Origin of the sequence: Flavonifractor sp. An9, assembly GCF_002161245.1 — a bacterium.
Classification (GTDB): Bacteria; Bacillota; Clostridia; order Oscillospirales; family Oscillospiraceae; genus Flavonifractor; species Flavonifractor avicola.
Genome location: NZ_NFHC01000003.1, coordinates 1 through 25873, shown reverse-complemented (window position 1 = coordinate 25873; position 25873 = coordinate 1). Strand labels below are relative to the sequence as shown.

The 25873-nt window shown below is 60.7% G+C and carries 24 protein-coding genes; 12 read left to right on the top strand and 12 right to left on the bottom strand.

Annotated elements, in window-relative coordinates; translation table 11 throughout:
- Window positions 1-56 precede the first annotated feature (56 nt).
- The 9 genes from B5G40_RS03190 to B5G40_RS03150 all read right to left on the bottom strand — a co-directional run bounded on the left by B5G40_RS03190 (window position 57) and on the right by B5G40_RS03150 (window position 12481).
- Window positions 57-536 carry a hypothetical protein gene (locus tag B5G40_RS03190; protein WP_087398743.1) on the bottom strand — a complete coding sequence of 160 codons (480 nt, stop codon included), beginning with the start codon at window positions 534-536 and terminating at the stop codon, window positions 57-59.
- A gap of 102 nt (window positions 537-638) precedes the next feature.
- The gene (locus tag B5G40_RS03185) at window positions 639-1844 is read right to left on the bottom strand and encodes a hypothetical protein (RefSeq protein WP_087398742.1); all 1206 of its coding nucleotides are present in this window, start codon (window positions 1842-1844) and stop codon (window positions 639-641) included.
- On the bottom strand, window positions 1841-2326 hold the full coding sequence (locus B5G40_RS03180; protein ID WP_087388743.1) for an RNA polymerase sigma factor: 486 nt from the start codon (window positions 2324-2326) through the stop codon (window positions 1841-1843). Before B5G40_RS03180 ends, B5G40_RS03185 begins: the two co-directional genes overlap by 4 nt.
- A gap of 114 nt (window positions 2327-2440) precedes the next feature.
- Window positions 2441-4888, bottom strand: coding sequence for a glycogen/starch/alpha-glucan phosphorylase (locus tag B5G40_RS03175; RefSeq protein ID WP_087398741.1), 2448 nt, complete (start codon window positions 4886-4888; stop codon window positions 2441-2443).
- A gap of 114 nt (window positions 4889-5002) precedes the next feature.
- Entirely contained in the window at window positions 5003-6442 is a 1440-nt protein-coding gene (gene glgA / locus B5G40_RS03170; RefSeq protein WP_087328599.1) for a glycogen synthase GlgA, read from the bottom strand.
- Between the two features lie 105 nt (window positions 6443-6547).
- The gene (gene glgD, locus B5G40_RS03165; protein WP_087328600.1) at window positions 6548-7663 is read right to left on the bottom strand and encodes a glucose-1-phosphate adenylyltransferase subunit GlgD; all 1116 of its coding nucleotides are present in this window, start codon (window positions 7661-7663) and stop codon (window positions 6548-6550) included.
- Window positions 7660-8868 (bottom strand): glucose-1-phosphate adenylyltransferase, encoded by a 1209-nt coding sequence (locus tag B5G40_RS03160; protein WP_087269779.1) that lies wholly within the window; start codon window positions 8866-8868, stop codon window positions 7660-7662. The genes glgD and B5G40_RS03160 overlap by 4 nt, the downstream gene beginning before the upstream one ends.
- A 60-nt stretch (window positions 8869-8928) precedes the next feature.
- Window positions 8929-11076, bottom strand: coding sequence for a 1,4-alpha-glucan branching protein GlgB (gene glgB, locus B5G40_RS03155; RefSeq protein WP_087398740.1), 2148 nt, complete (start codon window positions 11074-11076; stop codon window positions 8929-8931).
- A gap of 253 nt (window positions 11077-11329) precedes the next feature.
- The gene (locus B5G40_RS03150) at window positions 11330-12481 is read right to left on the bottom strand and encodes a D-alanyl-D-alanine carboxypeptidase family protein (protein ID WP_087398739.1); all 1152 of its coding nucleotides are present in this window, start codon (window positions 12479-12481) and stop codon (window positions 11330-11332) included.
- 137 nt (window positions 12482-12618) lie between these two features.
- Between B5G40_RS03150 and B5G40_RS03145 the strand changes: the two genes are divergently transcribed.
- The 7 genes from B5G40_RS03145 (at window position 12619) to B5G40_RS03115 (ending at window position 17071) form a co-directional block, all read left to right on the top strand.
- Window positions 12619-13206, top strand: a complete 588-nt coding sequence (locus B5G40_RS03145) for a molybdenum cofactor guanylyltransferase (RefSeq protein WP_087398738.1) — start codon at window positions 12619-12621, stop codon at window positions 13204-13206.
- 78 nt (window positions 13207-13284) lie between these two features.
- The gene (locus B5G40_RS03140) at window positions 13285-14136 is read left to right on the top strand and encodes a transporter substrate-binding domain-containing protein (RefSeq protein ID WP_087388748.1); all 852 of its coding nucleotides are present in this window, start codon (window positions 13285-13287) and stop codon (window positions 14134-14136) included.
- A 70-nt stretch (window positions 14137-14206) separates the two neighbouring features.
- Window positions 14207-14845 (top strand): amino acid ABC transporter permease, encoded by a 639-nt coding sequence (locus tag B5G40_RS03135; RefSeq protein ID WP_087398737.1) that lies wholly within the window; start codon window positions 14207-14209, stop codon window positions 14843-14845.
- A 13-nt stretch (window positions 14846-14858) separates the two neighbouring features.
- Window positions 14859-15644, top strand: coding sequence for an amino acid ABC transporter ATP-binding protein (locus tag B5G40_RS03130; protein ID WP_087269790.1), 786 nt, complete (start codon window positions 14859-14861; stop codon window positions 15642-15644).
- 66 nt (window positions 15645-15710) lie between these two features.
- Window positions 15711-16058 carry a hypothetical protein gene (locus B5G40_RS03125; protein ID WP_087398736.1) on the top strand — a complete coding sequence of 116 codons (348 nt, stop codon included), beginning with the start codon at window positions 15711-15713 and terminating at the stop codon, window positions 16056-16058.
- 44 nt (window positions 16059-16102) lie between these two features.
- Window positions 16103-16855, top strand: a complete 753-nt coding sequence (locus B5G40_RS03120; protein WP_087398735.1) for a peptidoglycan recognition protein family protein — start codon at window positions 16103-16105, stop codon at window positions 16853-16855.
- Window positions 16856-16879: 24 nt separating this feature from the next.
- Window positions 16880-17071 carry a hypothetical protein gene (locus B5G40_RS03115; protein ID WP_087189476.1) on the top strand — a complete coding sequence of 64 codons (192 nt, stop codon included), beginning with the start codon at window positions 16880-16882 and terminating at the stop codon, window positions 17069-17071.
- Window positions 17072-17120: 49 nt separating this feature from the next.
- On the opposite strand, the gene B5G40_RS03110 is transcribed toward B5G40_RS03115, so the two are convergent.
- Complete coding sequence (locus B5G40_RS03110) at window positions 17121-18206, bottom strand: LCP family protein (protein ID WP_242959170.1); 1086 nt, start codon at window positions 18204-18206, stop codon at window positions 17121-17123.
- 150 nt (window positions 18207-18356) lie between these two features.
- A complete protein-coding gene (locus B5G40_RS03105) occupies window positions 18357-18647 on the bottom strand; it encodes a hypothetical protein (protein WP_087398733.1) in 291 nt (96 codons plus the stop codon).
- A 167-nt stretch (window positions 18648-18814) separates the two neighbouring features.
- Between B5G40_RS03105 and B5G40_RS03100 the strand changes: the two genes are divergently transcribed.
- From B5G40_RS03100 to B5G40_RS03080, 5 genes are all read left to right on the top strand, one after another.
- Window positions 18815-19858, top strand: coding sequence for an ABC transporter substrate-binding protein (locus B5G40_RS03100; protein ID WP_087398732.1), 1044 nt, complete (start codon window positions 18815-18817; stop codon window positions 19856-19858).
- Between the two features lie 109 nt (window positions 19859-19967).
- Window positions 19968-20627, top strand: coding sequence for an ABC transporter permease (locus B5G40_RS03095; RefSeq protein WP_242959168.1), 660 nt, complete (start codon window positions 19968-19970; stop codon window positions 20625-20627).
- Window positions 20624-21199, top strand: coding sequence for an ATP-binding cassette domain-containing protein (locus tag B5G40_RS03090; protein WP_087398730.1), 576 nt, complete (start codon window positions 20624-20626; stop codon window positions 21197-21199). Before B5G40_RS03095 ends, B5G40_RS03090 begins: the two co-directional genes overlap by 4 nt.
- Before the next feature lie 121 nt (window positions 21200-21320).
- Window positions 21321-23231: an LTA synthase family protein gene (locus B5G40_RS03085; RefSeq protein ID WP_242959167.1), complete on the top strand. Its 1911-nt coding sequence runs from the start codon at window positions 21321-21323 to the stop codon at window positions 23229-23231.
- A 248-nt stretch (window positions 23232-23479) separates the two neighbouring features.
- Window positions 23480-25381: a hypothetical protein gene (locus B5G40_RS03080; RefSeq protein WP_143383359.1), complete on the top strand. Its 1902-nt coding sequence runs from the start codon at window positions 23480-23482 to the stop codon at window positions 25379-25381.
- 62 nt (window positions 25382-25443) lie between these two features.
- On the opposite strand, the gene B5G40_RS16815 is transcribed toward B5G40_RS03080, so the two are convergent.
- Window positions 25444-25873, bottom strand: a 430-nt coding sequence (locus tag B5G40_RS16815; protein WP_158099472.1) for a hypothetical protein, incomplete at its 5' end; no start/stop codon positions are given.

Here is a 25873-nt window from a genome sequence, read left to right as displayed (position 1 = left end):
TATAAACAAAAAACGCAGGCTGCGCACTATGCGCAGCCTGCGTTTTTTGTTTGAGATTACGCGGGGACAAGAGCAGTAAGCGAAGTGATCAGGTCCTTTACCATGCCGGTGGGGATGGTGTAATAGGCATAGCTTTTGGTGCTGTGGCCGGAGTAGCCGTCATAGAAGGCGGCCTTGCCGTCCGACCAGAGGGAGAGTTCATAGAGCTCCCCGAAGTGCATGACCACCTCCGCATCTTCGGTTTGAAATGCGGAGGTGGAGGTCCACTGGTCGGTGTGGAGCAGTTCGCTGAGGCCGGAGTGGGGCGGCACCTCATAGGCGGTGTCCTGGCAGCAGACGGTGGCCCCGGCGTCCAGCTGAGACTGGGCGCTCTGGGGGGAGAGGGAAGGATTGTCCTTCCGCATGAACTGGGGAGGACCGAACAGGCTGCACCACAGCCAGAACACGGCGGCCCCCAGCAGGACCAGAGAAATCAAAGTTGCAACCAGGGCGACCAGCGTCCTGCGTTTGAGCGTACGGGCGTAATCTTCCGTCATGATGCATCCCTCCTTTTGCTCCAGTATACCAGTGCGGCAGGCGGGATGGGTAACAGGGGGGTTACATCTTTCTGACGATTTTCTGTCAAAAGGGTGCTTGATTTACTCCCATTCCTCCGGCCCCATATAAGCCAAACCGTCGTTGAAGTACCGCCGGTAGGGCACCTCGTCCTGGTATTTGGGATCAATGGCGGGGACATAGGCAATGCCTACACCCATAAAGGGGGAGGGGTCCACCCCGTCAAACATCCGGTCAGCCATGTCCCAGTAGTCCTGTGTGAACAGAATACGGTATACCGGCTGGGAGTAGGGCTGGCCCATACCGATATCGTACTCCAGGGAGATAAAGATGATCTGGGCATTCTCGGGGTAGTAGGTAAGGCTGCTGCCCCAGTAGTCCCAGGAGCGGAAGCAGGCCAGAGCGTCGTCAGGGGAGCGGAGGGGGAAGGTGCCAACGCTCTTACCGGGCTGGAGGTAGAGGGTCAGAGAATTATTCCGCACTTCCATGCGCTGAAAACTGTAGGAGTAGATCTGCTCCTCCAGGGTGGCGTCCGGGTCCAGCAGGAAGGTGGCCTGGGTGGGCATGGATTCTCCGGTATAGGCATAGTCCTCCAGGGTCTCCTGGCTGGTCTGGGGGGGTATGTTGGAGGAGGAAAGCATCTCCTCCGGCGTCATGGCGCTGTAGATGAGATAGCTGTGGGCAGCTTCGGCCACAGCGGCCAGGTCGGGAGAATCATAAATTTGCAGGCTGTACACGCCCCTTAGCCGCAGCTGAGTGCCGTCGGTACATTCCGCCCTCAAAGTGGGTTCCCGGCCCATGGTGTCCTCCCCGGTGCCGGGGGACCAATCGGTCTCGGCAATGGTACAGCCCAGTTCCTCCGCCAGATGATTCAGCAGAACCCGTTGCTGGTCCTCCGTGGGGATGGGATTCTCATAGACGGGCAGCTCGGTCAGTTCCTCCAGCCGTCCGGCGGTGGGATTGTTGCCCATGAGTTGGCTGGGGTCGGTCACAATGGAAAAGGTTTCAAAATAGATCCATTCGGGATCAATGGTAGGGGTAGGCGTGACCACCGGCTCCGGGGTGCGGGCCACGCCGGGGCCGTCGGGGTCCACTTCGGTCCGGCCGGACAGCCATACGCCCCCGCTGACTGCTACAGCCAGAGCCGCCGCCGTGGCGGCGATGGCCAGAGGCTTACGGGAGGGCCGCTTTTGTCCCTGGGCCTCTTTCATGGCGGCCAGAGTGCGCTCCCGCCAGGCGGGGGAGGGGGTCACGCCGCCCAGTGTGCTGCGGTAATCCTTGCTGTTCATGCCCATTCCTCCTTCAGCGCGTCTTTCAGCTTGGCTCTGGCCCGGCTCAGCCGGGAGAGCACCGTGTTCCGGGGACAGCCCAGCAGCTGGGCGATTTCGGCGGCGGTATAGCCCTCGATGTAGTGGAGGTACACCGGCCAGCGGTACTTGGGGGGTAAGGCGGCCACCGCCTCCCAGGTGCCGCCAGTCTCCGGCGGCGGGGCGGCCTGACGGGCCTCCTCCAGAGGAACGGTGCGCCTGTGCCAGGGGGAGCGCCCCCAGCTTTTGCAGCGGTTGGCGGTGGCCCGTATGAGCCAGGCTTTCAGGTGGGTCTCATCGGCAAAGCGGGGGTCGCACTGGATGAGGCTCACAAAGACCTCCTGGGCCACGTCCTCCCCGTCAGCCACGCTGCCGGTGCCCTGGATGGCCATGCGGTAGACCAGCGGGCCGTAGCGGTCCAGGATCTCCTCACAGGAGAGAGAATTGCCATTGAGGGTGGGCATTGTGTTCACTCCCTTCTTGTCCTTCTGCCTAGAAAGCGCGGCGGCGGGCCAAATGATTGCATCCGGGTAAAAAAAGCGGGCGGCCCAAAGGCCGCCCGCGAAAATGCAGGTGATTTACTTGATTTCCCGGACGGGGACGTTCCAGATATCCTTGGCGTAGTCCCGGATGGAGCGGTCGGCGGCAAAGATGCCGGAGCGGGCAATGTTCATGAGAGACATCTTGTTCCACCGCTTGGGGTCCAGATAGGCCTGACCGGCACGGGCATGGGCGTCCCGGTAGCTCTCGAAGTCGGCCAGCAGCAGGTACTCGTCGGCGGGGCCGCCGTCGCCGAACAGCAGCCGGCGGGCGATGTCGTCGTAGTTGATGCCGTCGCCAAAGCCCAGGTTGAGCTGCTCCACCACGGACCGCAGGTCGTTGTTGTGGATATAGTACTCATAGGACTTGTAGCCGTTGTGCTTGAGCTCGGCAACCTCGTGGGCCTTCAGGCCGAAGAGGAAGATGTTCTCGTCGCCCAGCACCTGGTGCATCTCCACATTGGCGCCGTCCAGGGTGCCGATGGTCACGGCGCCGTTGATCATGAACTTCATGTTGCCGGTGCCGCTGGCCTCCTTGCCGGCGGTGGAGATCTGCTCGGAGAGCTCGGAGGCGGGCATCAGCTTCTCGGCCAGGCTTACCCGGTAGTTCTCCAGGAAGACCACCTGGAGCCGGTCCTTGCAGATGGGGTCCTTGGCGATCATGTCGGCCACGGAGTTGATGAGGCGGATGATCCGCTTGGCCACGGCGTAGCCGGGGGCCGCCTTGGCGCCGAACAGGTAGGTGCGGGGGGTGAAGTCGAAGTGGGAATCGTTCTTCATCCGCTGGTACAGGTAGATGATGTGCAGCACGTTGAGCAGCTGACGCTTGTACTCGTGGAGCCGCTTCACCTGTACGTCGAACATGGCGTCGGTGTTGAGGAAGATGCCGTGCTCACGGGCCACCCAGGTGGCGAAGGCCTTCTTGTTGGCGGTCTTGATCTCGCCCAGGCGGGAGAGCACGCCGGCATCGTTCTGGAACTTCTCCAGCTCCTTCAGAGCGTCGGGCTGGAGCAGGTACTTGTCGCTGCCGCAGCAGTCCCGGATCAGCTCATCCAGGCGGGGGTTGCACTCGCCCAGCCAGCGGCGGTGATCGATGCCGTTGGTCACGTTGGTGAACTTGTCGGGGGTACGCTGATAGGCGTCGTGGAACACATCCTTCTTCAGGATGTCGGAGTGAAGGGCGGACACGCCGTTGATCTTGAAGCAGGCGCACACGCACAGGTTGGCCATACGGACCTCGCCGCCCCAGATGATGGCCATGGGAGCCACCTTGGACAGGTCGCCGTGGAAGTAGTCGGTGAGCACCTTCTGGTACCGGTTGGAGATCTCGATAAGGATCTGCCAGATCCGGGGCAGCAGGGTCTCGATGAGCTGCTGGGGCCAGCGCTCCAGAGCCTCGGCCAGCACGGTGTGGTTGGTGTAGGCAATGGTGTGGGTGACGATATACCAGGCCTCATCCCAGCCGTAGCCCTCCTCGTCCAGCAGGATGCGCATCAGCTCGGGGATGGCCAGAGTGGGGTGGGTGTCGTTGATCTGGATGACGTGCTTCTGGTGGAAGTTGCGCAGGGTGCCGTATTCGGCCCGGTGCTTGCGCACGATGGACTGAATGGTGGCGGACACGAAGAAATACTGCTGCTTCAGACGCAGGGACTTGCCCTCGTAGTGGTTATCCTCGGGGTAGAGCACCTTGGAGATGGACTCCGCCATGGCTCGCTGCTCCACAGCCTTCAGATACTGGCCGGAGGAGAACAGGTGCATATCCACCGGCGTGGGGCTCTTGGCGTCCCACAGACGGAGGATGTTGGCGTGCTCGGTGTGGTAGCCGGAGATCTCCATATCCTTGGGCACAGCCAGCACGGTGTCGTAGCCGGTGTGCTTGATGCGGTGGTGACCCAGCTCATCCCACTCGTCCTCCACCTTGCCGCCGAAGCGGACCTCCTCTACCTCGTCCATCTTGGGGATGAGCCAGGCGTCGCCCAGGCCCAGCCAGTTGTCGGGCAGCTCCACCTGCTGGCCGTCCACGATCTTCTGCTTGAAGATACCCAGTTCATAGCAAATGGAATAGCCGGTGGCGGGGATATCCAGGGTGGTCATGGAGTCCAGATAGCAGGCAGCCAGACGGCCCAGGCCGCCGTTGCCCAGACCGGCGTCGGGCTCGGTCTCAAACAGGTCGGGAGCGGAGAAGCCCAGACCCTCGATGGCCTCCTTCAGAGGCTCCAGCACGCCCAGGTTGTAGGCGTTCTTCATCAGGGAGCGGCCCATGAGGAACTCCAGGGACAGATAGTGGACCTGGCGCTGATGCTCCGCGATCACCTTGTCCTCGGACTTCATCTGACGCTCGGAAATGATATCCCGCAGCACCATGGCGCAGGCCTTGAACATATGAAGGCTGGTGGCCTCCTCCACGTCACGGCCAAAATTGCGGCGCAATTTGCCGGTAATGAGGGTCATCAGCTCTTTTTTTGTGTATTTATGCAATGCAGACATCTCCTATACAGTTAGGATGGCAACAAAATAGGCGCTCCGCAGGGAAAATCCCCCTGCGGAGCGGAATTTTATCACAACAGGATTCCATTTGTCAAGAGAAGGAAAACCTTCCCATTACTTCCCGGTGACCCAGCTGTAGATCTCCCGGTAGGCAGCGGCGGAGCGGGTCCAGGAGAAATCGGCGGACATGGCGTTCTTCTGGAGGCCCTTCCAGGCACTCTGGTCGTTGTGATAGAGGTTTACCGCGTCGGCCAGCACGCCGGTCATCTCGTGAGCGTTGATGTTGGCAAAGGAGAAGCCGGTGCCCTCGCCGGTAAATTTATTGTAAGGAATCACAGAGTCCCGCAGACCGCCGGTTTCCCGCACCACGGGGATGGTGCCGTAGCGCATGGCGATCATCTGGCTCAGGCCGCAGGGCTCGGAGATGGAGGGCATGAGGAAAATGTCGGCGCCGCCGTAGATGGCGGTGGACAGATTGGGGGAGTACATGATATGGGCGGCGAAGCGGCCGGGATACTGGTTCTGAGCCTGACGGAAGGCCTCCTCAAAGTTCCAGTCGCCGGTGCCCAGTACGATCATCTGCACGTCCATGCCCATAATATCGTGGATGGCGGCGGTGACCAGGTCGAAGCCCTTGTGCTTCACCAGGCGGGAGACGCAGGCAATAATAGGAGTGTCGGGATTTTCCCGCAGGCCGGACATCTGTTGGAGAGCGGCCTTGCAGTTTTTCTTGCCGCCCATCTGCTTGACCGAGAAGGGTTTGGTCAGGCCCTTGTCGTGCCAGGGATCGTACACCTCGGTGTCGATGCCGTTGAGGATGCCCCGCAGCTTGTGGCGGTTGTCGGCAATGACACCCTCCAGGCCGTGGGCGTAGAAGCTGTACTGCAGCTCATCGGCGTAGGTGGGGGACACGGTGGTGACATAGTCAGCGGCATAGATGGCGCCCTTCATCAGGTTCACGTCGCCGTGATAGGCCAGCATATGCTCGTTAAAGTAGCCGGCATTCAGGCCAAACAGGTCCTTCAGGGTCTGGCTGCCATAGCGGCCCTGGTACTCGATGTTGTGGATGGTGAACACGCTCTTGGTGTCATACAGCTGAGGAATGCGGTGACGCTCCTCCAGCAGGTAGATGGGCACCAGGGCGGTCTGCCAGTCGTTGCAGTGGAGCACATCAGGGTGCCAGTCGAGCCAGCCCATGGACTCCACAACGGCCCGGGAGAAGTAGGCGAAGCGCTCGCCGTCGTCATAGTGGCCGTAGATGGAGGCGCGCTTGAAGTAATATTCGTTGTCCACGAACCAGTAGGTGACGCCGTCCCGCTTCAGCTCAAAGATACCGCAGTAGGGGGTGCGCCAGGCCACAGTGATATGGAAGCATTTCAAAAAGGTCATCTGGCTGCGCCATTCTTCGCCGATCCCCTCATACAGAGGCAGGATCACCCGGACGTCGTTGTTCTCGTCCTTGGCCAGGGCCTTGGGGAGAGCGCCGGCCACGTCGGCCAGTCCGCCGGTTTTGATGAAAGGAGCGCACTCAGAGGTGGCAAACAGGATATTCATACATTACCTCCAACCATAAATTTGCCGGGATGCGGGACGCCTCCCGGGAGACGCCGCAGGAAAGGGGAGGCGGCGGCGTTTTGCCGCCGCCTCCCCGCATACAGGTCAGACGATCTCGTTTTTGGCGATGGACAGGGGGTAGGTGCTGTGGCCCATCAGCATCCGGCCCGGGTTGACCCGGACGTTCTTGTCGGTGATGGCGTACTTCAGCACGGCACCGGCCTGGATGGTGGTGCCCTGCATCAGCACACAGCCGGAGACCTTGGCACCCTTTTCCACCCGGACGCCCCGGAAGAGGATGGAGTTCTCCACCTCGCCCTCAATGATGCAGCCGTCGGCCACCAGAGAGTTGTAGGAGCGGGAGTCGGGTCCGTAGTAGGTGGAGGGATCGGAGCGGTCCTTGGTGCGGACGGGACGGTCGGGCACGAAGAGTTGCTCCCGGACGGCGGGATCCAGCAGCTCCATGCTGCGGGCGAAGTAGCCCGCCACCGACTGCAGCCGGGCGGCATAACCGTCGAATACATAGGGGACGATCTTCAGCTGGCCCACCATGGACTGGAGCACACCAATGCTGAAGGAGTGGATGTTGTGGGCGGCGCAATGGTCCACCAGGGAGAGCAGCAGCTCCTTGGAGAGAATGTAAACCTCCAGGGACTCACAGCCCTGAGCGATGGGAGGATGGACCGACACGTCGGTGATCCGTCCGCCGGCGCCGATGGTGAAGTAGTCGCAGCCCTTGGGGTCGCCCTTGGGATGGCCGGTGCACACGGCGGTGATGTCGGCGTCGTTGCGGATGTGGGCCTCAAAGATATCCCTCAGGGGGAGGCTCACCGCCAGGTCGCCGCCGGCCAGCACCACGTGATCCTGACGGATGTTCTGGAGGTAGGAGCGGATGCCCGCCAGGGCGTCCATACGGCCCCGGTACATCCCTTCCCGTCTGCCGGAGTAGCTGAAGGGGGGCAGGATGCGCAGGCCGCCGTGCTTGCGGGACAGGTCCCAGTCTTTGCCGGAGCCCACATGGTCCAGCAGGGACTGATAGTTGGCATCCACGATCATGCCAACGTCGGAGATACCGGCGTTGACCATGTTGGAGAGCATGAAGTCAATGACCCGGTACCGGCCGCCGTAGGGGATGGAGCAGGTGTTGCGGTTCTGGGTCAGCTCCCGCAGGTCGGGGTTGGAAAGGTAGGAGAAGATGATGCCGTGCAGTTTGTTCATCATTTCACCCCACCTCCTTTCACGTTACGAGTAATCATGGCCTTGGGAGAGACCACGGCGTCGGGGCCCACAGTCAGGTTCTGGGCAACCACGGCCACGCCCCAGTCCTCAGTGCCGTCGGGAGAGGAGCCCACCCGGGCCCGCTCACCGATGACGCTGTTTTCCGCGATGATGGAATACTCCACCACGGCGCCCGCCTTGACCACGGTACCGGGCATCAGGATGGAGTAGCGCACCACGGCGCCCTCCTCCACGATGACGGAGTGGAACAGGACGGAGTTCTCCACAGTGCCGTACACCTCGCAGCCGCCGGTGACCATGGAATGGTCCACCTTGGCGTTCTTACCCATGAAGTGAGGGGGCTTGGTGGGGGTGCGGGCAAAGATGGGCCACTCGTTGTCGTACAGATCGATGCCGTTGTCGGGAGAGAGCATATCCATGTTGGCATCCCACAGGGAGTCAATGGTGCCCACGTCCTTCCAGTAGCCCTTGAAGCGATAGGCGGTCATCTTCTCGCCGGCATTGAGCATGGCAGGGATGATGTTCTTGCCGAAGTCGTTGGCGCTCTTCTCGTCCTCCTCATCGGCGATGAGGTACTCCCGCAGCTTCTTCCAGGTGAAGATATAGATGCCCATGGAGGCCAGGTTGCTCTTGGGCTTCTTGGGCTTCTCCTCGAACTCATAGATGTCGTCGTTCTCGTTGACGTTCATGATGCCGAAGCGGGGAGCCTCCGCCATGGGGACCTCCAGCACGGAGATGGTGCAGGCGGCCTTAGCCTCCTTGTGGCGGCGGAGCATATCGGCATAATCCATCTTGTAGACGTGGTCGCCAGACAGAATGAGCACATAATCCGGATTGTAAGTATCCAGGAAGTTGATGTTCTGGTAGATGGCGTTGGCGGTACCCTTGTACCAGGTGCCCTTCTCACCCTCGCGCATATAGGGGGGCAGGATGTGGACGCCGCCGTAGGAGCGGTCCAGATCCCAGGGCTCGCCGTTGCCGATGTAGGCGTTGAGCTCCATGGGGCGGTACTGGGTCAGCACACCCACGGTATCAATGCCGGAGTTGATGCAGTTGGACAGGGGGAAGTCGATGATGCGGTACTTACCGCCGAAGGGGACTGCGGGCTTGGCCACGTGGCTGGTGAGGGCGTGCAGGCGACTGCCTTGCCCGCCGGCCAGCAACATGGCGACACATTCCTTTTTCATTCTATCACCTCAGAGTTTGAACTGGAACTAACTGATAAACTCCGGCTCTCCGGAGAGGGGTCACTTTTCCTTCTTTTTGCGGACCACGGGTTTGGCGGCCTCCGCCTTAACGGCGGGAGCGGCGGCCTTCTTGCGCACGGCAGGCTTGGGGGCAGCCTCCTTTACCGCGGGAGCGGCAGCCTTTTTGCGGACCGCAGGCTTGGCGGCGGGGGCCTTCACGGTGGGAGCGGCGGCCTTCTTGCGCACGGCGGGCTTGGGGGCTTCCTCCTTATCCGCCTTCTTCTTGCGGACGGGGAACTTGCGGGTACACTTGTAGATCACCGCGCTCATGGGCGGCAGGGAGATGGTAATGGACTGCTCCCGACCCTGGCTCTCTACATAGCGGCTGCGGACCGGCTCATGGTCGCCGCCCCCCTTACCGCCGAAGTCGAGATCGTCGGAATTGAAGATGACGCTGTATACGCCGGGGACAGGTACGCCCACGGTATAGCCGGTGCGGTCCACCGGGGAGAAGTTGCACACGATGACCAGGGCGTCTCCCTTGGCGTCCTTTCGCAGGAAGGCCACGGTGTTGGCCTGGTTGTCGTTGGCCTCGATCCACTCAAAGCCCTCCCAGGAGAAGTCCAGCTCCCACAGCTCGGGGTGGGCCAGGTAGAAGGCGTTGGCCTGCTTGAAGTAGTACTGCAACTGGCGGTGAGGCTTTGCCCACTCCTGGTCCGGGTCCAGCAGGTGCCAGTCCAGGGAGTGCTCATAGTGCCACTCGTTCCACTGGCCGAACTCGCTGCCCATCATCAGCAGCTTTTTGCCGGGATGGGTGAGCATATAGGTGTAGAAGGCCCGGACGCCGGCAAACTTCTCCTCGTTGGTGCCCGGCATCTTGTTGATGAGGGAGCCCTTCATGTGTACCACCTCGTCGTGGGACAGGGGGAGCACGAAGTTCTCCGAGAAGGCGTACATCAGGGAGAAGGTGATGTCCTTGTGGTTGAACTGCCGGAAATAGGGGTCCAGCTTGATGTAGTGAAGGATGTCGTTCATCCAGCCCATGTTCCACTTCAGGTTGAAGCCCAGGCCGCCCTCCAGGCCACCCTCGCCCACCGGGTGGGATACCCGGGGCCAAGCAGTGGATTCCTCGGCGATCATCATCACGTCGGGGTGTTCCTGGAACACATGGCCGTTGAGCTCCTGGATGAAGTCCACCGCCTCCAGGTTCTCGTGGCCGCCGAACACGTTGGGCACCCACTCACCGCCCTGGCGGCCGTAGTCCAGGTAGAGCATGGAGGCTACCGCATCCACCCGCAGGCCGTCGATGTGGAACTGCTCCAGCCAGAAGAGGGCGGAGGAGAACAGGAAGGAACGGACCTCGTGGCGGGCGTAGTCGAAGACACGGGTGCCCCAGTCGGCGTGCTCGCCTTTGCGGGTGTCGGCGTACTCATAGCAGGGTTCGCCGTCAAACTCGTACAGACCGAAGGCGTCCTTGGGGAAGTGGGCGGGTACCCAGTCCAGGATCACGCCGATGCCGGCCTGATGGAGCTGGTCCACCAGCCACATAAAGTCGTGGGGGGTGCCGTACCGGCTGGTGGCGGCAAAGTAGCCGGTGCACTGGTAGCCCCAGGAGGCGTCCAGGGGGTGCTCGGTGATGGGAAGCAGCTCCACATGGGTGAATCCCATCTCCTTCACATAGGGCACCAGATATTTGCCAATATCCCGGTAGGAGAGCATCTCGTCCTCGCCGGTACGCCGCCAGGAACCCAAATGAACTTCATAAATATTCAGCGGTTTCTGGTAAATGGGATTGTTCTTCCGGTAATCCATCCAGCTGCCGTCTCCCCAGCCGTAACCGGACAGGTCATAGAGCTTGGAGGCGGTGCCGGGACGGGTCTCCGCGTGGAAGGCGTAGGGGTCGGCCTTGGCCAGTACCCGGCCGGAGGCGGTATGCACTGCGTACTTATAGTTGTCAAACTGCTTCAGGCCGGGGATAAAGACCTCCCAAACGCCGCCGGAGAGCAGCTGCATGGGGTGATCGGAGTCGTTCCAGCCGTTGAAATCGCCCATTACGGCGACTGATTGGGCGTGGGGAGCCCAAACCCGGAAGACCCAGCCATCCTGCCCGTCCTGCACAGCAGGGTGAGCGCCCATAAACTCCTGGGCCCGTACCGCGTGGCCCTGTGAGAAATCATGGAGGATCGTACTCGGTTTGGTGGAAGCCATAGGTATCCTCTCCTTGTTGGCAGTCCCCCAGAGTAACTGGGATGACGTAAACTGGGGGTTCTTGTCATTGGTAATAAATAAAATCCAAAATACGCGGATTTTATTTGTGTAAAGTATACAACCATATGGCAAGATAGTCAAGATGCGGATTACCAATCGGCGTGTAAAATTTCCAGTAATATGTGCAATATCTTTTGTAAAGAACGCGCAGGACCCGCCGCAGTTTTACTGCGGCGGGCCTCTGTTTCCGGCGTCAGCCGGCCATGAGCAGGGTGCGCATCAGGCGCAGGAAGATACCGGGGGCGGAGAGCCGGGCCACGGCCTGGTCTGCCACGATGGGGATCTGTGCCAGGACCTGACCGCCGGCGGTCACCGTCATTCTACCTAAAGTCTGTCCCGACTCCACCGGGGCCTCCACATCCTGACACAGCTCCAGCTGAGTCTCTACCTGGTTGACCATGGAACGATTGACCAGAATTCGGGTGGGCTGGGAGAGCACGGGCTGGACGGTCTCCTGCTCACCCAGCAGTACATCCACCGGGGGTAGGGCCTGGGAAGGATACACATCCATCAGGGTGTAGTTGGCAAAGCCATAGTTAAGCAGGGTCTGGGCGGCTGCCGTCCGGGTGTCCTTGGTGGAGGATTTCAGGATAACGGCAATGAGCTCCATGCCGTCCCGTTCCGCCGTGGCAGACAGGCAGTAGCCGGCGGCATCGGTGGAGCCGGTCTTGAGACCGGTGGCTCCCTCATAGAATCGGATCAGTTTGTTGGTGTTGGCCAGCTGGAACTGGCCGTCCCGGAGGGAGTCCATCCAGATGGTGGTGTAGTCCCGGATGGAGGGGTGGTTAAGGATGAGCTCCCGGCTCATAAGGGCGATGTCATAGGCGGAGGTGAGATGGCCCGCCGCAGGCAGACCGGTGCAGTTGACAAAGCAGGTGTCTGTCATGCCCAGCTGGGCGGCCCGCTCGTTCATTTTGGCCACAAAGGCCTCCTCGCTGCCGCAGAGATGTTCGGCCAGGGCCACCGAGGCGTCGTTGCCAGAGGCCACCGCCACGGCCTTGAGCAGGTCGTTTACCGTCATCTGCTCGCCTTCCTTTAAATAGACCTGGGAGCCGCCCATGGAGGCGGCGTAGGCGGAAACGGTGACCAGATCGTCTTTGGACAGATTGCCGCTGTCGATGGCCTCCATCACCAGCAGCAGGGTCATGACTTTGGTGACACTGGCGGGTTCCAGTTTGTCGTGGGCATTTTGCTCGTAGAGAACGGTGCCTGTCTCCTTTTCCATCAATACAGCCCCTGCCGCATCCACGGTGGGCGCACCAGCGGCGGATGGATCGGCCTCGGCGGCCTGGACGGGCAGAGCCAGTAGGGTGGCGGCCAGCAGGGCCGCGGCCAGTTTTTTCATGGTGTGTGACGCCTCCAATGCTGAAATGCTCTGTGGGAGAGGATATGGAGGGAAAAGGGCTTCTATACGGCTTTTGACGTGGGTAATTTTTTCTGGTACAATGGCAAAATCATTGAAAAACACAGGGAGGCAGGAGGATGGAGCGCACCATTGGAGTGATCCTGTCTGGCGGGCAGAGCCGGCGGATGGGCCGTGACAAGGCGGGCCTGTCCCTGGCGGGGCAAAGTTTTCTGGACCGGATGACGAAGGAACTCTCCCCGCTGTTCGATGGGATCTATGTGTCGGTGGACCGGCCGGGGCGCTATCCCGGCTGCCGGGAACTGCCCGATCTGAGGCCGGGCCAGGGTCCCCTGGCGGGGCTGGAGGCCGCCTTTCTCCGCACCGAAGCGGAGGCGGTGTTCCTGGCCGCGGTGGATCTGCCCTTTGCCTGCTCCGGGTTGGCAGAACGTGTGTTGGCCGGCGTGGGGAATGGGGACGCCTGTGTGATCCGGCGGCGGGGCGGGGAGGCCGAACCCCTGTTTGCCCTGTACCGCCGCAGCTGTCTGGAGCCCCTGAACGCCTGCCTGGATGAGGGCCGCCGGGCGGTCAAGGCCCTGCTGGACCGGGTGGACTGCCGCTGGCTGGAGGAGGAAGAACTGCCGGAGTTTGACCTGGAGTGGGCCCTGTGGAATGTAAACACCGGAGCGGAGTTCCGTCGTGCGGTGGAATCGGAAAAAGAAAAATGAAAATTCCTCTTTACAACGACGCTTTAGTGTGGTAACATACGAAAGCAACCACGACATACATGGTTTGGAGGAATGTACATGAAACGGAGACTGACTGCTCTGGCCCTTGCGCTGGGACTGACCTTTACCCTGGCCGCCTGCGGTGGCGGCACCGGCGGTACCGCCAATACCCCTTCCAATAACAGTGAGAGCCCTGCCGGCAATTCTGAGACCCCCGCCGCCGAGAGCGATATGGCCTATGTGAAGGAGAAGGGCACCCTCGTCGTTGGCATGACTGACTTTAAGCCCATGGACTACAAGGACGAAAACGGCGAGTGGATCGGCTTCGACGCCGACATGGCCAAGGCCTTCGCTGAGAGCCTGGGCGTGGAAGTGGAGTTCATCGAGATCAACTGGGACAACAAGCTGATGGAGCTGGACACCAAGGGCATTGATGTGATCTGGAACGGCATGACCATCAATGACGAGGTGAAGGCCGGTGCCTCCGTGTCCGAGCCTTACTGCCGCAACGGTCAGGTGGTGGTGGTCCCCGCTGACAAGGCGGAAGATTACCAGACGGTGGAGAGCCTCAGCGGCCTGAACTTCGCCGTGGAGAACGGTTCTCAGGGCGCGGCTCAGCTGGATGAACTGGGCCTGACCTATGTGGCCAAGACCACCCAGGCCGATGCCCTGATGGAGGTGGCCTCCGGCGCCTCCGACGCGTGCGTCATCGACCTGCTGATGGCGGGCGCCATGATCGGTGAGGGCACCAGCTACCCCGATCTGACCTACACCGTGCAGCTCAACGACGAGGAGTACGGCGTGGCCTTCCGGAAGGGCTCCGATCTGACCGAGGCCTTCAACACCTTCTGGAAAGAGGCCTATGACGCCGGTACCGTCATGGAGACGGCCACCACCTACGGCGTCCAGGAGTCCGTCATCGAAAAATAACATAGCCTAAGGGAATTGGGCAGAGAGCCGGGCGCTCTCTGCCCTTCCCCGGTCAAAAGAGGGAAATGCTATGCTGATGTCTGTTACGCTCACCCTGCTGGAGGGGTTTGTGGTCACCCTGGAGCTCTTTCTCCTGACCCTCCTGTTTGCCCTGCCCCTGGGTCTGGTGATCTCCTTTGGTTCCATGAGCCGGTGCACCCCCCTGCGCTGGGTAGTCAAAACTGTGGTGTGGATCGTCCGGGGCACTCCCCTGATGCTTCAGATCATGGTGGTGTTCTACGGCCCGGGCCTGATGTTCGATCTGCCCCTGCTGCCCCGGTTCACCGCGGCGGTGGTGACCTTCGTCATCAACTACGCCTGCTACTTCTCCGAGATCTACCGGGGCGGTATTCAGGGTGTACCGGCGGGCCAGCAGGAGGCCGGCCTGGTGCTGGGAATGACCCGCAGCCAGATCTTCTTCAAGGTGACCCTCCTTCAGGTCATCAAGCGTATCGTGCCTCCCATGGGCAACGAGTTCATCACCCTGGTGAAGGATACCGCACTGGTGCGGGTTATCTCGGTGTATGAGATCATCTGGATGGGTGAGTCCTACATCAAGAAGGGCATGATCTGGCCCCTGTTCTACACCGCCGTGTTCTATCTGGTGGCCAACGGTATTCTCACCCTGCTGTTCAGCTGGTTTGAGAAGAAGCTGAACTATTTCAAGTAAGGAGGCCCGGACCATGCCTGTTTTGGACGTACAGCACATTGAGAAGCATTTCGGGGCCACCCGGGTGCTGGAGGACATCAGCTTTTCCCTGGAGCAGGGACAGGCCCTGGCCATCATCGGCTCCTCCGGCTCCGGCAAGACCACCCTGCTGCGCTGCCTGAACTTCTTGGAGACACCCAACCAGGGCAAGATCCTGGTGAACGGCGAGACCCTCTTTGATGCCGACGATCCCGCCACCCAGCGGGAGGCAGAGGTGCGCAAAAAGCGGCTCCACTTCGGACTGGTGTTTCAGTCCTTCAACCTGTTCCCCCAGTACACCGCCCTGGAGAACGTGACTCTGGCCGGGGAGCTGCTGGCCAAGGAGCGGCCCGACTTCAAGCAGAATAAGAAGGCCATTCTGGAGGAGATCCGCACCCAGGGCCAGGCTCTGCTGGAGCGGATGGGCCTGGCCGACCGGGCGGGCCACTATCCCCATCAGCTCTCCGGCGGCCAGCAGCAGCGGGTGGCCATCGCCCGCGCTCTGGCCCTCCAGCCCGACATCCTGTGCTTTGACGAGCCCACCTCCGCCCTGGACCCGGAGCTCACCGGCGAGGTGCTCAAGGTGATTCGCTCCCTGGCTGAGCAAAAGACCACCATGATCATCGTCACCCATGAGATGGCCTTTGCCCGGGATGTGGCCGACCAGGTGATCTTCATGGACGGCGGCATCATCGTGGAGCAGGGCCCCGCCCGTCAGGTCATCGAGAGCCCCCGGGAAGAGCGGACCCGTCAGTTTTTGTCCCGCTATTCCGAGAATTGAAAAGGGTCAAAAAGCGTGGTATCATAATCTGGATACCACGCTTTTACACTGCAAGGAGTTGACGCCATGGAGGAAGCCATTTTTTTGCCGGTGCTTTCCCACTTTGAAAATGAGAATTTCTGGACCGCCAGCGGCGGCCGGATGCGCTACCGGGTGGACCCGGTGAAGGGGGACGAGGAGAATCCCCCGTCCCTCACCGCCCAGGTGTGGGAGGGGCCCTGGCGGCTCCAGGACAGCACTGTAGAGGAGACAAAGTCCTTTCCCATGACGGAGGAGGGGCTGGAGGAGCTGCGGTCCTGGGTATTGGTCTGGCAGGAGACCATCAATGCCCGGCCTCCCAGGAGCCTGAAGGAGACCCTCCAGGCCAGAGACGCCCGTCGGGCGGAACTGGAGGAGCAAAGCAAGGAAGAATAACCGCAAATCTGTGAAGCGCATAGGATAACCCGGAGGGGTTGCCAATGCACATCACAGAGCATATTCTCACCAACAGCGACTGCTACAAGGCAGGGCGCACCATCAAACCCAAGGGGATCATGGTCCACTCCACCGGCGTGGCCCAGCCGGACGTCAACGTCTTTCTCAAGGCCTGGGACAAACCGGGGGTGAACGCCTGTGTCCATGCCATCGTCCACCAGGGGGGTGTCACCGAGACCCTGCCCTGGAACTGGCGGGGATGGCACGCCGGCGGCGCGGCCAATAACACCCATATTAGTTTTGAGATCCTGGAGCCTGCCGGGCACACCTACAAAGGCGGCACCATGATCGGATACGACCCGGTAAAAAACAAGGCCTATTTTCAGCAGGTCTACGACACGGCGGTGGAGCTGTGCGCCTATCTGTGTGAAAAATACGGCCTGGACCCGGAGCAGGATATCATCGACCATGCGGAAGGCTGTAAGCTGGGGCTGGCCTCCAACCACAGCGATGTGGGACAATGGTTCCCCAAGCACGGCAAGAGCATGGATACCCTCCGCGCCGACGTGAAAGCGCGGCTGAAGGGGGGTGAACCGGAGATGACGCAGGAGCAGTTTGACGCGGCCTTTGCCGCCCATGAGGGGGAGATTTCCGCCCGGACGGTGAGCGAGTGGGCCAAAGAGGCCTGGAACAAGGCCAAGGATGCCGGCGTGTTTGACGGCACCGCCCCCGGCGCTCCCCTGACCCGGGAGCAGGCCGCTTTGATCCTGGAACGTCTGGGTCTGCTGGGGAAGTAACAGGAAAAAGAGGAGGAAGTACAAATGACCTGGGGAACCTATTATTTCTTTTATGAGTGTCCGCAGTGCGGCAAGAAGTACCGCTATGAGCTGGAGTTTGCCTCTGAGCCCGAGTTCGGCTTCTGCCCCGACTGCCATGTGATGGGAACCTTTGTAGGGGAGACCAAGGACAACAAGCAGGGCGAGGACAAATTCGTAGACTACGAGTTTGTGTAAGCCTGAAAGCACGAAAAAAGGACGCCTCCCGGCGTCCTTTTTTGCGCTGTCAGGCGGGATGCTTGGCGGTGCCGCTCTGGGTGATGTCCAGCATATCGGCCGTGATGTCGGTGGTGTAGGGATTGAGCCCGGAGGTGTTGACGATGTCCAGCACCTGGTCGGGATAGAGCTCGTAGCACCAGTCCCAGCCCTTATAGCTTACTGTGCCGTCCCCCGGCAGGGAGGTGGCGGTCACGTTATCAAAGTCAAAACTCAGGCCCTTGTCAGCAAAAAAGGCCAGATCGGTGACGCTCAGGTCGGTCTCCACGTTCTCCATGAAGATGTCGTAATAGGTAGGCAGGTTGAGGGGCTGGGAGATGGCCTTTTTGAGCACAGTCATGATAAGCTCCCGCTGGGTGTTGGTGCGGCCGATGTCGGCGTCGGGATAGGCGTCGTAGATGTTGTGCGGATAGACGCCGGGGCCGTCGGAATTTTTGCGGCAGCGCACCACCTTCAGAGCGTCGGAGCCGGTGAGATACTGCATCCCCGGCTCAAAGTGGATATGCAGATCCTGTTCGGGATCATCGTAGGACATATGCACCGGCACATTGAAATTGATGCCACCCACCGCGTCCACCAGCTTTACAAAGCCCCGGGTGTTCACTTTTACGTAGAAGTCAATGGGGAAGCCCACGATATTTCGGACCTCCTCCTTCAGGGCATCGATGCCGTTGTAGGGATACATATTACACAGTTTATAGAAGTGCTTTCCCTTGTCGGAGACACCCTCTATCAGGGTGTCCCGGGGGATAGAGACCATGGCGATGGTCTGGTTTACCGTGTCATAGGTAGCCACGATCATGGTGTCCACGTTGCCGCTGGCCTGGTCGCTGGCGCACAGCAGGAAGGTATAGGTATACTCCTTCCGCTGACGGGCGGGCTGGGCGCTCTCCTCCGGGGCGGGCGACTGGAGAGAGACGTTTTCGCTCTCCTTCGGCGGAGGGGCCTCCTCCTGGATCTTGGGCGGCTGGGCCAACAGCTTGAAGATAATGATAGCGGCCAGTATCAGCACAGCTACCACCGCCAGAATGATAAACAGGATCCTGGCTACCTTCTGTCCGGGGGACAGAGGGATCTTCTCTTTCTTCTTTTTCATCAGCCGCTTGGCCATGGCCACCACGCCTTTCTTTGGTAATATATGCCGTTATGTATTGCATTTATCCTTAGAATGACCGCATTATATCGAATTAGACGGCGCCGGACAAGAAAAAGTTTCTCCGGTTTCGGCTTTTTTTGACAGGAGACCTTACGGTTCTCCCACAAACCGGCTGCGGATACTGAGGGTGGCGGCGGTGAGGGAATTGACTGCCCCCAGCAGATCCATCAGCAGCTGATTTTGCCGGGCCAGCTCCTCCAGTACCCGATCCATAGCCTCTTCTCCGACTGAGGCAGGAGACCAAACAGGGGCGTTCCAGCAGGGGATGGGATGGGCATACCGCTTCATGGCAGGCTCCATAGGCTGGCTCTGAGCCAGAATGGCGGCGGCCCGCTGACGGGCCTCCTGATCCCGGGCTCTCTGACAGCTGGGTTGGTTCATAGAAAACACCTCCTTTTCACCCCTTATCCTATGCTGGCGGGCACTTCCCGGTCCGTCCCGGGCAGAATTGGGGAATTTGCCCGTTGACATTTTGGAGGGACATGGTACACTGAACTGGACCGTATGAAGAGCAAACGTTCATACGGCCCAGAAAGGAACGAGGTACCATGAAGAAACTGCTTGCAATGGGCCTGACTGTGGCCCTGGCGCTGGGCCTTACCGCCTGCGCTTCCAATCCTGCTCCGGCGGAGAGCACCCCTCCCGCTGAGACCACCCCCGTGGCGGAGACCACTCCTGCCCAGTCTGAAACCCCTGCTCTGGAGGGAACTGAGATCAACCTGGGCCTGCTCAACGGCCCCACTGGCATGGGCGCCGCTAAGCTGCTCGCTGACAACGATGCCGGCGAGACTGTCAACCACTACAATGTGACCATGGGCTCCGATCCCTCCACCGATATCGTGCCCAAGCTGAACAGCGGTGAGCTGGACATTGCTGCTCTGCCCACCAACGTGGCCGCCAACCTGTACAACAAGACCGGCAATGTGCAGCTGCTGGCCCTGAACACTCTGGGTGTGCTCCACATCCTGGAGAACGGCAATACCGTCAACTCTCTGGCTGACCTGTCCGGCAAGACTATTTACGCCATCAATCAGGGCACCAACACCGAGTATGTGCTGGACTACCTGCTGACCCAGAACGGCCTGGACCCGGACACCGATGTGGACATCCAGTGGAAAACCAGCGAGGAGGTCACCGCCCTGATGGCCTCCGGCGAGATCGACCTGTGTATGCTCCCTGTGCCTGCTGCCACCACCGTGCTGATGCAGAACAGCGACGTGCGGGATGCCATCGACCTGAGCGACGCCTGGACTGAGTCCGGAGCCTCCGGCACCTTCACCATGGGCTGCGTGGTGGTGCGCACCGAATTTGCCCAGGAGCACCCCGAGGCGGTGGAAGCCTTCCTGCAGGAATATGAGGCCTCCATCAACTACATCAAGGACAACCCGGAGGAGGGCGGCCAGCTCATCGAGCAGTACGGCATCGTGCCCAAGGCCGCCATTGCCACCGCGGCCATCCCCCAGGCCAATATGATTTTTGTGGCCGGTGAGGACCTGAAGTCCATCTCCAGCTACTATGAGGTGCTTTTCGCCGCCGACCCCACTTCGATCGGAGGTTCCATCCCCGATGACGCCTTCTACTACATCCCGTAATGTAAAACGGAGCAAATTACTGCGAGCTGTCATACCCCTGGCCTTCTGGCTGGGGGTTTGGCAGCTTGCGGCCTTTTTAGTGGACATAAGGACCAATGGCCACGGAGCCTTGCTGCTGCCCTACCCCCTGCTGGTGGCCCAGCGGCTGTGGACCCTGGCGGGACAGGGAGCCTTCTGGCAGTCGGCGGCGGTGACCCTGGGCCGCATCTTCGGGGGCTTTGCTGTCGGTGCGGTGGTGGGGGCTCTGGTGGCGGCGGCCACCTCCGCCCTCCGGGCGGCGGACTGGGTGCTCACCCCGGCCGTGAAGGTGATCCGGGCAATCCCTGTGGCCTCCTTTATCGTGCTGGTGCTGCTGTGGGCCCCCTCCTCCGGCTGGGTGCCCGCCATCGTGTCCGGCCTGATGGTGCTGCCGGTACTGTGGGGCAATGTCAGCAAGGGGGTAGCCCAGACCGATCCCCTGCTGCTGGAGGCAGCCCGGGCCTACCGCTTTGGCCGGGGCAAGACATTTCGGCTGGTGTACCTGCCTTCTGTGCGGCCCTACTTTGTCAGCGGCTGCGCCACCGGCCTGGGCCTGGCCTGGAAAGCGGGAGTGGCCGCCGAGGTGCTCTGTCAGCCCAAGCTGGCCATCGGCACCCAGCTTTACCGGGCCAAGATTACCCTGGAGACCCCCGACCTGTTTGCCTGGACGGCGGTGGTTATTGTGCTGAGCTTTGTGCTGGAATGCGCCCTGGGCATCCTGTTCCGGCGGCTGGGAGGGGATAAAACGTGATATCCGTCAAAGATATTACCGTTCGTTTTGGGGAAAAGACGGTGTTAGACCGTTTTTCCCTGGATCTGCCGGAGACGGGGATCACCGCTCTCTCCGGCCCCTCCGGCTGCGGCAAGACCACCCTGCTGCGGGTACTGGCAGGGCTCCAGCCGGTGGAGGCGGGGACAGTTATTACCCCGCCGGACCCGGTGATCCTCTTTCAGGAGAACCGGCTGCTGCCCTGGCGGACGGTGGAGCAGCACATTGCCGATGTGCTGCCCCGGGAGCGCCGGGGGGAGGCCTCCCGCTGGCTGGCCCTGGCAGAGCTGGAGGGGGAGGAGAAGCACTACCCCGCCGCCCTGTCCGGCGGCATGGGGAGACGGCTGGCTTTAGCCCGGACTCTGGCCTGCGGTGGCGGGCTCATTCTGCTGGACGAGCCCTTTGCCGGGGTAGACGCCCCCCGGACAGCCCGGATTTTGGAGCGGGTGCGCTCACTGGGTTTGCCGGTGGTGCTGTCCAGCCATGAGCGGGAGACGGTGGCCCTGTGCGACCGGGTGATCGGCCTGGAGGGGCTGCCCCTCAGGCAGATGTGATCTTTTTGGATTCTTTTCAGGTTTTCTAAGGTTTTCTAAAAAAGAGCGAAAGCGCGTTGCGCTTTCGCTCTTTTATGATAAAATGGGAACCATGAATTTTTGAAAAAGGCAGCGTAATGATATGAGCAACATCACTGAAACGCCTGAGGTGCAGGAGGTACCGGAGCCCCAGACGCCCCCAAAGCGGCGGTTCCGGCTGAAGTGGCCCAAGCTGGCCATGAGTCCCCGGCAGTACTGGTGGACCACCATGGTTCTGCTGATCGTGGTGCCCCTGATCTCCTTCACCATGGTGGAGTATCTGAATTATAACGATCCCTGGAAGGATTTTACCCCCGCCCAGATCCTGCTGAATCTGGTGTGGTACTACTTTGGAGAGCTGTTCTTCTACTTCCTCCGGGGCCGGCGCAGCGGTGCGGTAAAGCTGGGCCTGGGCATCGCCTGGGGCTTCGGCTGCGCCAACCACTACCTCATCGCCTTCCGGGGGCGTACCCTGTTCCCTGGAGACTTCCTCAGCTTGGGTACCGCCGCCAACGTGGCGGGCAACTATGACTACTCCCTGTCCCAGCGGCAGTGGGTGACCCTGATCATGATGATCGCGGTGATCCTGGCCATGAAGGTACTGCCCAATGAGCCCCGGAAAAAGTTCTCCTGGAAGGTGTTCGGGGCCTCGGCGGGGGCGGCTGTGGTGTTCCTGTCGGTGTTTTTCGGCACCAGCATGGTGGAGAAGCTGGGGATCGAGCCCTCCATGTGGACCACCCGTGGCAACGGCCTCTTCCTCAACTTTGCCGTGTGTATGAAGTACATGAAGGTGGAGAAGCCGGATGCCTACTCCCAGCAGACCCTGAACGATCTGGGCACGGAAAACGCCAGCGATGATCTGTCGGTAACGGTGGCGGATCCGGACGGGACGGTGCGGCCGGTGAACGTCATCGTCATTATGAACGAGTCCTTTTCCGACCTGTCTGTGCTGCCGGGAGTGGAGACCAACCAGGACGCCATGCCCTTTATTCGCTCCCTGACAGAGAACACCATCAAGGGCTATGCCTACTCTTCCGTGTTCGGCGGCACCACCGCCAACTCGGAGTATGAGTTCCTCACCGGCAACACCACCGCATACCTGCCCGCCGGTACGGTGCCCTATCAGATGTATGTCTCCGACGGGGACCCCACCCTGGTGGGCCAGATGAAAGCCCTGGGTTATACCGCCATCGCCGCCCACCCCTACCGGTCCTCCGGTTGGAACCGGCCTGCGGTGTACAGCGATTACGGTTTTGATGAGGTGGATTTCGAAAGCGACTTCCAGAACCGTACCTATATGCGGGGAGACGAGAAATCCGGATATGTCACCGATCAGTGTGACTATGAAAATCTGATTCGGCTGTACGAGGAGAAGGAGGCGGGGGAGCCCCTGTTCCTCTTCAACGTCACCATGCAGAACCACAGCGGCTACCAGATGTCCTGGGACAACCTGCCCCGGGAGGTGTGGCTTACCGGCAGCCTGGAGGGCAGATTCCAGACGGTGAACCAGTACCTGTCCCTCGTCTATCAGAGCGATCAGGCCTTTGAATACCTGATCAACTATTTCTCCCAGGTAGAGGAGCCCACCATGATTCTCCTCTTCGGAGACCATCAGCCCCAGGTGGCCACCAATTTCTACACCGACGTGCTGGGAGAGAACCCGGACACCGCTCTGGCCCAGAAAAAGCAGATGGTACCCTTCCTGTTGTGGGCCAACTACGACATCCCGGAGGAGCAGGGGGTGGAGCTCTCCCTCAACTACCTGTCCGCCCTGCTGATGGACACCGCCAACCTGCCCATGACCGGCTACCAGAAGTTTTTGTCCCAGCTGTGGGAGGCCGCCCCGGTCATCAATACCGTGGGGGTGCGGGATGCGGAAGGAAACTGGTACGGGGAGAACGAAGCGCTGCCCGACCAGCTGGATGAGACCATTGAGGCCTACAAGGTACTGCTGTACAACAATATCTTTGATAAGTCCAACCGGCTGGAGCAGTTCTTCAGCCTGACGGAATAAGCAACACGCCCCCGGAGGTATTTCCTCCGGGGGCGTGTTGTTGTATCAAAAAAACAGCAAAGGGTATGCAGGCGGCATATTGAAATTTTGGAATAAATTGAATACAGTAGAGAAAACGGCGATTTCACGGGAGATCCATCAAATGGAGGGATATTATGAAAAAACTGGTTTGTGAAATGTGAGGCAGCGACGATCTGCTGAAGCAGGACGGCGTCTTTGTCTGCCAGGGCTGCGGGTGCAAGTATTCCGTGGAAGAAGCCCGGAAGATGATGATGGAGGGTGGGGGCGCCGGAGCTCCCACTGCCTCCGCCGGAGGGACCGACGCGGTCAATCAGGCTCAGATAGACAACTATCTGAGTATGGCCAAGAGCGCTCTGGAGGGAAGCAACAACGAAGAAGCCGAAAACTACGCCAACAAGATCATTGAGATAGATCCCCAGAACTGGCAGGCCTGGTCCATCAAGGGTACCGCCGCCGGCTGGCAGACCACCGGCCGGAACAATCGGTACGGAGAGAGCGTGGTGGCCTGGATCAAGGCCCTGACCTATGTGCCTGAGGAGGCGCGCGGCGATTTGCGCATCGAGGTGATGGTGTCCGCCCAGCAGATCGGCGCGGCCATCGTGCAGATGCACGGCAACCATTTTGTGGACTACCGCAGCGAGGATAATAAGCTGGATGTGCTCAATTCTGCCCAAAATGTGAAGGAACAGCTGCAAATGCTGAAGGAGCAGACCGGGGAGGAGTTCTACACCAACGACTTCTCCACCCAGCTGGGCCGCATCATCAACGGGGCTGCCGTGGGAGGCAGCAACAACGCCGACGAGGAGTTTGGTCCGGAGGATCTTAACCGTGGCAAGTACGAATGGGACCGCTACACCCAGAGCTCCGACCGGTGCCTCACACTGCTGGACAGGGCTTTCCAGCTGTCCTACGACGACGAGCTGAACTTTACCATCAGCAAGAACTATGTGGTAGTCGCCACCGCTGTGCGGGACTCCTGCTCCTACAAATTCGTGCCCAACGCCTATACTGACGGCAGCTATCAGGTGGACTATACCTTTACTGAGGCGGCCAAGAAGTCCCGTACCAACACCATCAATACCTGGCAGAAGCGGATGGACTGGTACGATCCCGCCCATCGGAAGGCCCACATGGAAGCGGTACTGGGGCAGTGCGAGGCGGCCCGCGTCAGCGTTGAGGAGGATGCCGCCCGGGAGCAGTACTGGAGCGAGCACGCCCAGGAGAAGGCGGCCCTGGAGCAGGAGCGGGAGGCCCTCACCCGCCAGGCCGATCAGCTGGAGGCCGACCTGGCCGCCGATCCGGTCTATGAGGAGCGCAAACGCAAGCAGGAGGCCATCGATGACCTCAGCCGGCAGAAGCAGGGGCTGGGTTTGTTCAAAGGCAAGGAGAAAAAGGCCATCCAGGAGCAGATCGACCAGATCCAGGGCGAGCTGGGACAGGTGAACAGCCGCATCAGCCAGATGGAGGAGGCGTGCAGTCAGAAGCTCCAGCCCCTCCGCAGTCGGGCTACTGAGATCGGCGAAGAGCTGAACCGCTCCCGGGGCCGGCTGCCCATGGTCCATGGCGAGCAGCTGGAGCTGCTGGAGGGCAGGCACTTCAAGGGCTCGCCCATGGAGGTCCTCCGCAAGATCCAGGCCATACTGCCCCAGGGTTACAAGGCGGGCAAGGAGGAGGGCGAGGCGGCCATCGTCAACTACAGCAAGACCTCCCACGACCTGGCCCAGTCCATCCAGGGCCTTACCGATGCCATCCAGGGCCGGAAAAGCGAAAAGAAGGAGTGGGTGGACGACCCCAATGAGGACAAGCAGTACCGGATCAACCTTGTGAGGGGAGAGGACGTTACCGGCGTCCATCTGGCCCTCCATGCCAAGTCCATCCACCAGGATTGCTCCGGCGAGTGCTGTTTCGGCATCAACGGCAGCTTCAGCGAAGACAGCGCGGTGGATTTCGTGAAGGTTGTGTCCAGGCTGCTCTTCGCAGCCCTGCCCACCTCCGACCTGGAGACCCTCCAGACCTTCCTGGCCCAGTCCCTTTACGGGCTGGCCGAATCCGACCAGATCTATCAGGATGGGGTGCGGCTGCGGATGGTGCGCAAGCAGTACACCTGGCTGGAATTTGAGGTGCTCTGAGTTACATTAAATCAGAGAGCCCGCCGCAGAATACTGCGGCGGGCTCTCTTACTGTTATCAGGTCAGCACAGACCCAGGATATAGCGGCAGCAGAACCGCTTGTACCAGGGCAGGGCCTTGTCCACCTGAGTGGAGACGGTATGGGCGGCCTGTACAGCGGCCTGCCGCTCCTCCTCTGTCAGAGTGTGGGGACTGAATCTGGCCTTTTTGGCCAGTTCAAATATCTCCTCAGAAGTCTGTCCGCCCCACTTCTCCAGCTTTTTCAGATAGAGATAAGCGGCAATGACGGCTTGGTTGGTGTTGGCCTGGCTAAACCGCTTCTCGCGCCGGCTTCGGCCGATGGCCCGCCGGACGGGGAAGGCCAGAACCACCAGCACGACCGCCAGAGGGATCAGGATGAACCGCAGATCCAGGGGGGCGGCCTCCGGCTGATCCTCTTTCTTGTCGTCGGGAGCGGCGGAGGGCCGGACGGAGGGCTGGGCAGTCTGGGTG

Excerpts from the sequence above, each read along its gene's own strand:
- B5G40_RS03190 (WP_087398743.1), bottom strand. The coding sequence starts at position 536 with ATGACGGAAGATTACGCCCGTACGCTCAAACGCAGGACGCTGGTCGCC.
- B5G40_RS03185 (WP_087398742.1), bottom strand. The coding sequence starts at position 1,844 with ATGAACAGCAAGGATTACCGCAGCACACTGGGCGGCGTGACCCCCTCC.
- B5G40_RS03180 (WP_087388743.1), bottom strand. The coding sequence starts at position 2,326 with ATGCCCACCCTCAATGGCAATTCTCTCTCCTGTGAGGAGATCCTGGAC.
- B5G40_RS03175 (WP_087398741.1), bottom strand. The coding sequence starts at position 4,888 with ATGTCTGCATTGCATAAATACACAAAAAAAGAGCTGATGACCCTCATT.
- glgA (WP_087328599.1), bottom strand. The coding sequence starts at position 6,442 with ATGAATATCCTGTTTGCCACCTCTGAGTGCGCTCCTTTCATCAAAACC.
- glgD (WP_087328600.1), bottom strand. The coding sequence starts at position 7,663 with ATGATGAACAAACTGCACGGCATCATCTTCTCCTACCTTTCCAACCCC.
- B5G40_RS03160 (WP_087269779.1), bottom strand. The coding sequence starts at position 8,868 with ATGAAAAAGGAATGTGTCGCCATGTTGCTGGCCGGCGGGCAAGGCAGT.
- glgB (WP_087398740.1), bottom strand. The coding sequence starts at position 11,076 with ATGGCTTCCACCAAACCGAGTACGATCCTCCATGATTTCTCACAGGGC.
- B5G40_RS03150 (WP_087398739.1), bottom strand. The coding sequence starts at position 12,481 with ATGAAAAAACTGGCCGCGGCCCTGCTGGCCGCCACCCTACTGGCTCTG.
- B5G40_RS03145 (WP_087398738.1), top strand. The coding sequence starts at position 12,619 with ATGGAGCGCACCATTGGAGTGATCCTGTCTGGCGGGCAGAGCCGGCGG.
- B5G40_RS03140 (WP_087388748.1), top strand. The coding sequence starts at position 13,285 with ATGAAACGGAGACTGACTGCTCTGGCCCTTGCGCTGGGACTGACCTTT.
- B5G40_RS03135 (WP_087398737.1), top strand. The coding sequence starts at position 14,207 with ATGCTGATGTCTGTTACGCTCACCCTGCTGGAGGGGTTTGTGGTCACC.
- B5G40_RS03130 (WP_087269790.1), top strand. The coding sequence starts at position 14,859 with ATGCCTGTTTTGGACGTACAGCACATTGAGAAGCATTTCGGGGCCACC.
- B5G40_RS03125 (WP_087398736.1), top strand. The coding sequence starts at position 15,711 with ATGGAGGAAGCCATTTTTTTGCCGGTGCTTTCCCACTTTGAAAATGAG.
- B5G40_RS03120 (WP_087398735.1), top strand. The coding sequence starts at position 16,103 with ATGCACATCACAGAGCATATTCTCACCAACAGCGACTGCTACAAGGCA.
- B5G40_RS03115 (WP_087189476.1), top strand. The coding sequence starts at position 16,880 with ATGACCTGGGGAACCTATTATTTCTTTTATGAGTGTCCGCAGTGCGGC.
- B5G40_RS03110 (WP_242959170.1), bottom strand. The coding sequence starts at position 18,206 with ATGAAAAAGAAGAAAGAGAAGATCCCTCTGTCCCCCGGACAGAAGGTA.
- B5G40_RS03105 (WP_087398733.1), bottom strand. The coding sequence starts at position 18,647 with ATGAACCAACCCAGCTGTCAGAGAGCCCGGGATCAGGAGGCCCGTCAG.
- B5G40_RS03100 (WP_087398732.1), top strand. The coding sequence starts at position 18,815 with ATGAAGAAACTGCTTGCAATGGGCCTGACTGTGGCCCTGGCGCTGGGC.
- B5G40_RS03085 (WP_242959167.1), top strand. The coding sequence starts at position 21,321 with ATGAGCAACATCACTGAAACGCCTGAGGTGCAGGAGGTACCGGAGCCC.